At 60.3% G+C, this 6,961-nt stretch carries 5 protein-coding genes and 1 pseudogene; 2 read left to right on the forward strand and 4 right to left on the reverse strand.

Annotated elements, in window-relative coordinates; genetic code table 11:
* Positions 1-36: 36 nt before the first annotated feature.
* Positions 37-675 carry a DUF6308 family protein gene (locus tag A5686_RS21785; RefSeq protein ID WP_067938538.1) on the reverse strand — a complete coding sequence of 213 codons (639 nt, stop codon included), beginning with the start codon at positions 673-675 and terminating at the stop codon, positions 37-39.
* A 141-nt stretch (positions 676-816) separates the two neighbouring features.
* On the opposite strand from A5686_RS21785, the gene A5686_RS21790 reads away from it, so the two are divergent.
* Positions 817-1,062 carry a hypothetical protein gene (locus tag A5686_RS21790; protein ID WP_156750185.1) on the forward strand — a complete coding sequence of 82 codons (246 nt, stop codon included), beginning with the start codon at positions 817-819 and terminating at the stop codon, positions 1,060-1,062.
* Between the two features lie 1,191 nt (positions 1,063-2,253).
* Here A5686_RS21790 and A5686_RS28500 read toward each other — a convergent pair.
* From A5686_RS28500 to A5686_RS27435, 3 genes and pseudogenes are all read right to left on the reverse strand, one after another.
* Positions 2,254-3,078 (reverse strand): annotated as a pseudogene (locus A5686_RS28500) (serine/threonine-protein kinase); the annotation flags it as partial.
* Positions 3,079-3,094: 16 nt separating this feature from the next.
* Positions 3,095-4,576 (reverse strand): serine/threonine-protein kinase, encoded by a 1,482-nt coding sequence (locus A5686_RS21800; RefSeq protein ID WP_231986449.1) that lies wholly within the window; start codon positions 4,574-4,576, stop codon positions 3,095-3,097.
* Between the two features lie 339 nt (positions 4,577-4,915).
* A complete protein-coding gene (locus tag A5686_RS27435) occupies positions 4,916-5,296 on the reverse strand; it encodes a hypothetical protein (protein ID WP_156750186.1) in 381 nt (126 codons plus the stop codon).
* Between the two features lie 1,093 nt (positions 5,297-6,389).
* Here A5686_RS27435 and A5686_RS21805 point away from each other — a divergent pair.
* The gene (locus tag A5686_RS21805) at positions 6,390-6,743 is read left to right on the forward strand and encodes a hypothetical protein (protein WP_067938544.1); all 354 of its coding nucleotides are present in this window, start codon (positions 6,390-6,392) and stop codon (positions 6,741-6,743) included.
* Positions 6,744-6,961 lie beyond the last annotated feature (218 nt).

The raw sequence follows: 6,961 nt of genomic DNA on the forward strand, positions 1-6,961 counted from the left end.
GTGAGCCGCCGTGGACCATCGGCCTGGGCGGGCTTTCTAGCGCCAGGTGAGAATATCCAGAAGTCGAAGGTCCGTTAGCGAGGTGAGTCTGGCGCCGGATTCGACAGCATCGTCTAGTGCGACCCGGAGCACTTCCAACGCACCAGATTCTGTGTTGGCGATCAGATCGTCACGGATCGCCGCCCAGTTCGCCCGCCGATACCCCCGCTGCGGATACCGGCGTGCAGCTTGGGCGGCGGCGTCGCGGTAGATGGAAGTGATTCGCTTGTCGAGGATGGGGTATGCGGCAGGCCGCTTAACGTGAAGTACCTTGCTGATCTTCGCTATTCCGATCCCACGCGGAGCCCCGTCGCTGAAATGGTTGTAAAAGGTAACCAGCTGGTCATAGGGCCCATCTATTACGGAGGGGTCGGCCTGTCGCAGATCGTCGGCCTCTGTCGAGGGCCACGGCGCATCTTTGGCGCGGTCTAGAAACCAATTTGTCTCGGCCTCGGAGATTCGCGACGAGACGGCCCGTGTGCGGGTGACGTCGTCACGGTTGAGGGTGTTGGGATCTCCACGACCAGGCAGGTCGTAACGAAGAAGGGTCCGCGACGGGTAGCGGCGCAGCTTGTCGATGCACTCATCAATGGATAGCACTCGCCCAGCGATCGTAATGCCCCGTTTGTTGGTCACCCAGCGACAGTAACGGGGCCGACCGACAAGCTGTTGCGCTTTGCCCGCAAAGGTCTTCTGCGTTTCCTAGAGAATGGTGCTTACGTGCCCGGGCCCGCCGCGTCGGCCGCACTGTCGGTACCAACGTCTACCGTGCCCAACGTGGAATCCGATGACGTTGTAGATCCTGGCGATGCGGCAATCCAAGCCTTGGCGGCGCTTACTGCGGAGCGCACATGTGACGAAGAGAAGCGGGACATGCTAATGGATTTCATTCTGACTGCCCCGCCGCTAGTGGAGTGGCCCCCGGACTGGCGGGAAATTCTTATGGATGCTTGCCGGTTCATAATCAACCTTGCCGAAGATCTGAGGCTAAAGGGCAAGATCAATGATGGCGGTGATGAATAGCGCCGCCAGACTTTACCTTGTCGAGCATTGCATCGCCGACGGGCGCTGCGTAAGCGGAACCCTTGCCGAGTTGAACCCCTGCCGAGTTGACCGGGACTGCCGCCTGAATGAATCGACCTACGCAGGGGTCGGCGTGATGCCGACCCAGTTACTGGGAGCGCCTCGGCAGCGCCGAAATTATTCAGCTCCCGCGAACCACGCCGTACTTACTTTGTAGATCTTCGCCACGGAGAAGAGCGGTCCGGCTTCGACTGTCCATATCGCTGAAGACCGGTTGATGGGGTTGGTCGAGTCTCGCCCCATGAGCACCACGAAACCGCTTTGGCCCGAACCGCAATCGTATTCAGGAATATCGCCATCGGGTCGTACATCACGCATGCCGACCAGCAGGCGGCACCTAGCACCGTCGTCCAGCTCAAGGGCATAGGGCCAAGGATCGACACCATGCTGCACCGGAGGCAAGGGAAGTGTGCTGAGTGGGAATCGGCGCAGCTCTTTATCCCACGGATTGTTAAGGCAGAGCATCGATGTCGGGGGCGCAGACCAACAAAGATCCGCGCTGGCGGAGTTGGGGTAGCAGTAGTAGACGTTGGCGGTAACCGCAGCCTGCGCGGCCTTCTCGCAACCCAAGGGTGTGTCGGCGTTCGAGTTGGACACTTCGTGGAACCCGTTGGCGGGTCGACCGTTGACGACTGCGATCGTCGTTCGAACATCGGTCTCGGCGGGTCTCGTCGGCGCCGGTGGCGGCGGCGCAGCTGTGGGCGACGGGGTCGGCGGTTGGGGCGCGAAAGTCGTGGTTCCGGAGGAGGAGCCGCCGCGACCCGATGTCGACATCGAGGAATACACGACCCCAGCAAGGACCAGGAGCACGACGACGACCCCCGAAACCAGTACGACGGTTAGCCAGCCGCCCCGTTTCCGCCGGAACACGCCATGTACATGCTGTTCCTCCTTCGTGTCGCCTGAGATCGCCTTCGCCGCAACCGAGCTTCGATTATTCGCGCCAACCAGGGGCGGGGTGGACGCCGGTGGATCCTTTGTCCCGGTATTTCGGTTTGGAGAACTGACTGGGTTCTTCGGCCCGGCCACCGGCGCCGCAGAGGTGAGCGGCTTTTCAGTGCCAACCGCCGTCTGTGTTGCAGCCTGATGATGGCTGGTGTCGCCGCTGCGGGCTCGGATCCTTGCCAAGGTGAGGGCGTGCGCGAAGTCTCTACAGTGCTGAAAACGGTCGTCGGGGTTTTTGGCTAATGCGATTGCCAACACGGGTTCGAGGGCGGCCAGTTCGGGCCGTTTATCAGCAATCGATGGCGGTGTCGCTTTCAGGTGGTGGCTGATGACTACTGCGGGATTTGAATGAGGGAATAGCTGGGCACCAGTGAGCAGATGGTAGGTCGTGGCAGCCAAGGCGTACTGGTCGGCGTGGCCATCAAGGTCCTGGCCCATCAATTGTTCGGGGGCAGCGTAAGCGACTGTTCCGACCGTGAAGTTAGTTGCGGTCAGCCCGCTGATATCATCACGGCTACGGGCAATCCCGAAGTCTGTCAGGAGGATTCGCTGCTCGCCATCGTCTTCGAGGTGGGTCATCATGATGTTGGCTGGCTTGACATCTCGGTGGAGCAAATTTCGCTTGTGCGCGTAATCCAGGGCGTTGGCAACAGCGGTCACGATTCGATTGACTTGCTCAAAAGGCATTCCAGCCGGATACCGGCTGGAAAGGAAATGGCTCGCATCGACACCGTCGACGTAATCCATTGAGATCCAGAGCTGTCCAGCTTCTTCCCCCCGATCATGCACGCCGACGATATGGGCGTGATAGAGCGTCGACGCCAGCTCTGCTTCACGGTTGAAACGGGCACGGTAGTCGGGATCGGCTGATACGTCGGTCGGAAGCACCTTTAGGGCGTCACGTCGCGGTAGCCGAGGGTGCTCAACAAGGTACACCTCGCCCATGCCCCCAGACCCCAGTAGATGAATGATGGTGTACCCGGCAAATATTTGACCGGCTGTTAACGGCATGGATGCAACCTCGGGATCACCGTGCCGCGTACTCGACCATTGGCTCCGATTGGACCGGACCACCTGGGAACGAGATCCTCACGTAGGTGGGGCGGACTTGGCGGAGACTGCCGTCGGCGGGGTTCGACACATCGAATCCGTCTGATGAACGCACCGCATTAGTGAGTTCGATGCTGGCGCCGTCGCTCAGCCTAAGAGCGCGGTAGTAATAATTCGCGGGCCCGATTTGACAGATCACCACCAAAGATTGGGTAGTGCGCGCCATCAAAGTAAGTGTGTTCCCGGGGTCACATCGAGCGGCTGGATAACCCACAAACCCCTGGGCATCGGTGTCTGGCAAGGTGATTGGAGGCTTCGACGTCGTCGTGAAGGACGGTCGGATGGTCGAAGACTCCGTTGTTTCGCTAGTACTCGGTGCCGTCAACGACGTTGCCTCCGAAGCGCTCGGCGGCGACCCTTGGTTGTTTCGCACGATCAATAATGCCGCTATCAGTGCGGCAGCCACGAACGCGGCCACCGCTCCGACGAGCAGTACCACTCGCGCACGCCCGAGCTTGCGTTCTAGTGGCGGAGGGGCGTGGAGGTGGTCGGCATATGGGGTGTATCCCGACCCCTCTGGGTTGGGCCATTGGGCCGAGAACTCACGGGTGCCCACCGGACGTCGAGGGACAGAAGCGTAGGCGGTTGGTGCTTGGTAACACGCTGCCGCATCGCCTGCCGCCCTGGCGAGTTGGCCTGCTGAGGCAAAACGATCCGCTGGCCGCTTTGCCATACCGCGAGCAATGACGTCGTCAAAGGCGGCCGGGACATTCGGGTTGAGGTTCGAGGGTTTCGGCGGGCTCAGGGTGAGATGTGCGGTGATCTGCTGTTCGGCGCTATCACCGGGATAGGGCTGGGCGCCGGTGAGACATTCGTGCAGCATGCATGCCAAAGAGTAGATATCGGCTCGCGCATCAGCGATACCATCGGTGAAACGCTCGGGGGCCATGTAGGCCAAAGTTCCAATGATGGCACCGGTTTTGGTCACTCGTGTCGCCGCGAGGTTGTGGGCAATACCAAAATCGATCAGGTAGGTGAAGTCGCGGCTGGTCATCAATGCGTTGGAAGGTTTGACATCTCGGTGAACCAGCCCGGCGGCATGTGCAGCGTCTAGTGCGGCTGCGACCTGCTCGATGACGACAACAGCCCGCTGTGGGTTCATCGGACCCTCGCGTTTGAGCAAGGTTCCCACATCGGTGCCGTTGATGATCGGCATGACCAGATACAACTTGCCCTCGACTTCACCGGTGTCGTAGATGGGCACGATGTGTGGCTCGGTCAGCTGAGCGGCTGTGTGGGCTTCGCGGCGGAAGCGCTCTCGAAACCCAGGTTCAGCGGCCAACTCCGGGGACAACACCTTCACGGCGACATAGCGGTCAATGACGGTGTCGTGGGCTCGATACACCTTGCCCATGCCACCCTGACCGATCACCTCGATCAGCCGGTAGCGCCCGAACATCACCTCATTCATAGACGACCGTCCCCATAAATCCCCCAGCAACCGCACCTCCAACCGTGCACGACAGTAACGTCGGACTGCCCCTCGCGTTGTGGTTTCGTCCGGTTGGGATCGTGGCCGTTGTCTTCAGTCCAGAATGGCCGGGCGGAGGTTGGCTCCCGGGGCCGCGTACCCACTTCCTGACAAATGTGGGTAGTACCGTCCGCAGCGGTTGAAGCACTCAACCCAAGGCATCAGTGCTTTGCTTCCTCCTACTGGATTCCGGCGCCCGCACCATCTCGGGCGCGTGCGGCGTGTAAGAGAAGGCGTAGCCTTCGGACCCCCAAACTTCGGTTGCCGTCATTGGCCCGAGCACCGCCATTCGATTGCGCCGTTCTCGTTTGACCAATGGGAAGTGATATATGGTGCACCCTTGTCGATGACCATGTGGTACAGGGTGTCGATGTCGCCAGGACCTTGAAAACCAAACTTCGCAAGGTTTTTCGGGTCACTGGCCCATTGGGCTGGATCAAGCCCCGACTCATGCATAGTTCTTTGAAGTTGTGCCGCGTTATCAGCGCAGAAGGCTGCCAAGGGCGTCTCGGCATGAGCCTGGAAGGGGATTGTCGATGCCACGCAGATCATTGCTGCGATGACCACGAAGGTGACCCGCTGAAATTGCTTGTGTACGGTCAGACCGCCAACTGTAAGATTCCTAATCAGTACAAATCCTCCCGTCACTGGTGAGCTTAACGCCGTCCCGACACGATGTTGTTGATCTCGGCGCCGTCCTGTCGGGGCCCGGATTACCTGAGCCAAGTGGACGCCTTGCGGTCATCCCCCTCCGTATGTGGGCCCCTGCACACCGTCGCGGTAGGTAATGCATTTAGCCGATGCCCCGGTGCCGGTGCAACATGTCTCGATAAGAGTGGGGTTGGCACCAAAGTGAGGCTGTACCTCCTCCGACGAATATTGGCCGCCGGAGTTCTTACAGTTAGTCTCGATATCCGTTTGCGCCTGGGCAAGAGGTGCGGCCGAGATCATCGCCGCAACCGCAATTGTGAAAGCGGCCACGCGCATGGCGCTGAATACGGGACGTTTCATGTTCCTCCATAGTTCGGCGCGGGTCCGGAGGCCATTCCTCCAAGCCGCTGCCACGCGGCCGTATTGGGGCCGTATGCACTCAGATTCTGCTCCGCCGCATGGCCCACTGGGGTCGTTTTGGCTTAGCTATGCAGGGCTAAATATCCAGTTCGGGAGTCGGTACCACGCCTACGGCGCCGAACGTGGTATCCGATGATGTCGTTGACCCTGGTGACGCTGCGATCCAATCCCTCCTGGCCCTCACCGCCGAGAACATCGAGACGATGAGACGCGACAGGCTGCTCGACTACATCTTGACCCTCCCGCCGCTGGCGGAGTGGCCACAGAAAAGCTCTGGGAGACTTGTCAATTCATAAAAGGCCTCGCCCGTGACGCCAGGCGGAGGCCCGTGTCGCCGAAAGCCTGGCGCAGTTGCTGACGTGGGTCGACGCGGAGCAGTTCATCCGCGACAGCGGCAATCCGCTCGTCGCAATCCGCACCGGCGATTACACCGTCGAATATTGGGAGGCCGAGCAACGAATGCGGTGGCCTGACGGACGCCCAGGCCGGAATGGTCGAGCATCACGGGCGGTAGTGCGCTCACACCGGTCGAAAAGAACGCCGCTGTGCAAATATTTCCAATTCCGAGCGTATAAAACCCCGACGCGGACCATGATGTCCGTAGGGCGTCGGGCCGCCCGATGACCGGGCCGTATTTGTCCCATGTTGAACACCCGAGAAGAGAAACGAGATGAATGCCAACCACGCAATCCCACGCACGATCACCGCCGGACTATTCGCCGGAATAACGGTTCTGGGATTTGCCGCGCCCCCGGCACCTGCGCACGCCGACAATTTTGTCATGTGCCCTGGCGGTCACTCAGGCGTAGTCGGTGACCGCACATCGTGTGCCTTCGCCGACGCCGTGGCGCATGCGTTCTACGCCTGCGGAATGTGCCGCCAATTCGACGCGTACTCACCGGAAACCGGCACCGTCTATCCCATGGTGTGTGGGCAAATGCGCCCCGCAGACTTCCCCGACGGCGAGGTGCTGAAATCGGTCAACTGCTACGGCGGAGACCAAGCGGAAGTTGTGGTCTGGTAGGCGGAAATGAATCAAGAAAGTACCGGCAAACAAGGTGAAGCAAGGCAGCGAAGATTCCCATGATCAAGACTCTGACGGCACTCGCAGTGGCAGCATCGGCTATCGCGATCACAGCACCCGTTCCCGCAGCCCACGCCGACTGGGTCTGCTGCACGGATAGGTGACAGTTTCGGTCATGCGGCCTGACTGGCCGGTGTGGTCATGATTGCTTCGAATTC

It is taken from the genome of Mycobacterium sp. E2479, from assembly GCF_001667925.1.
Taxonomy (GTDB): Bacteria; Actinomycetota; Actinomycetes; order Mycobacteriales; family Mycobacteriaceae; genus Mycobacterium.

Excerpts from the sequence above, each read along its gene's own strand:
- A5686_RS21805 (WP_067938544.1), top strand. The coding sequence starts at position 6,390 with ATGAATGCCAACCACGCAATCCCACGCACGATCACCGCCGGACTATTC.
- A5686_RS21800 (WP_231986449.1), bottom strand. The coding sequence starts at position 4,576 with ATGTTCGGGCGCTACCGGCTGATCGAGGTGATCGGTCAGGGTGGCATG.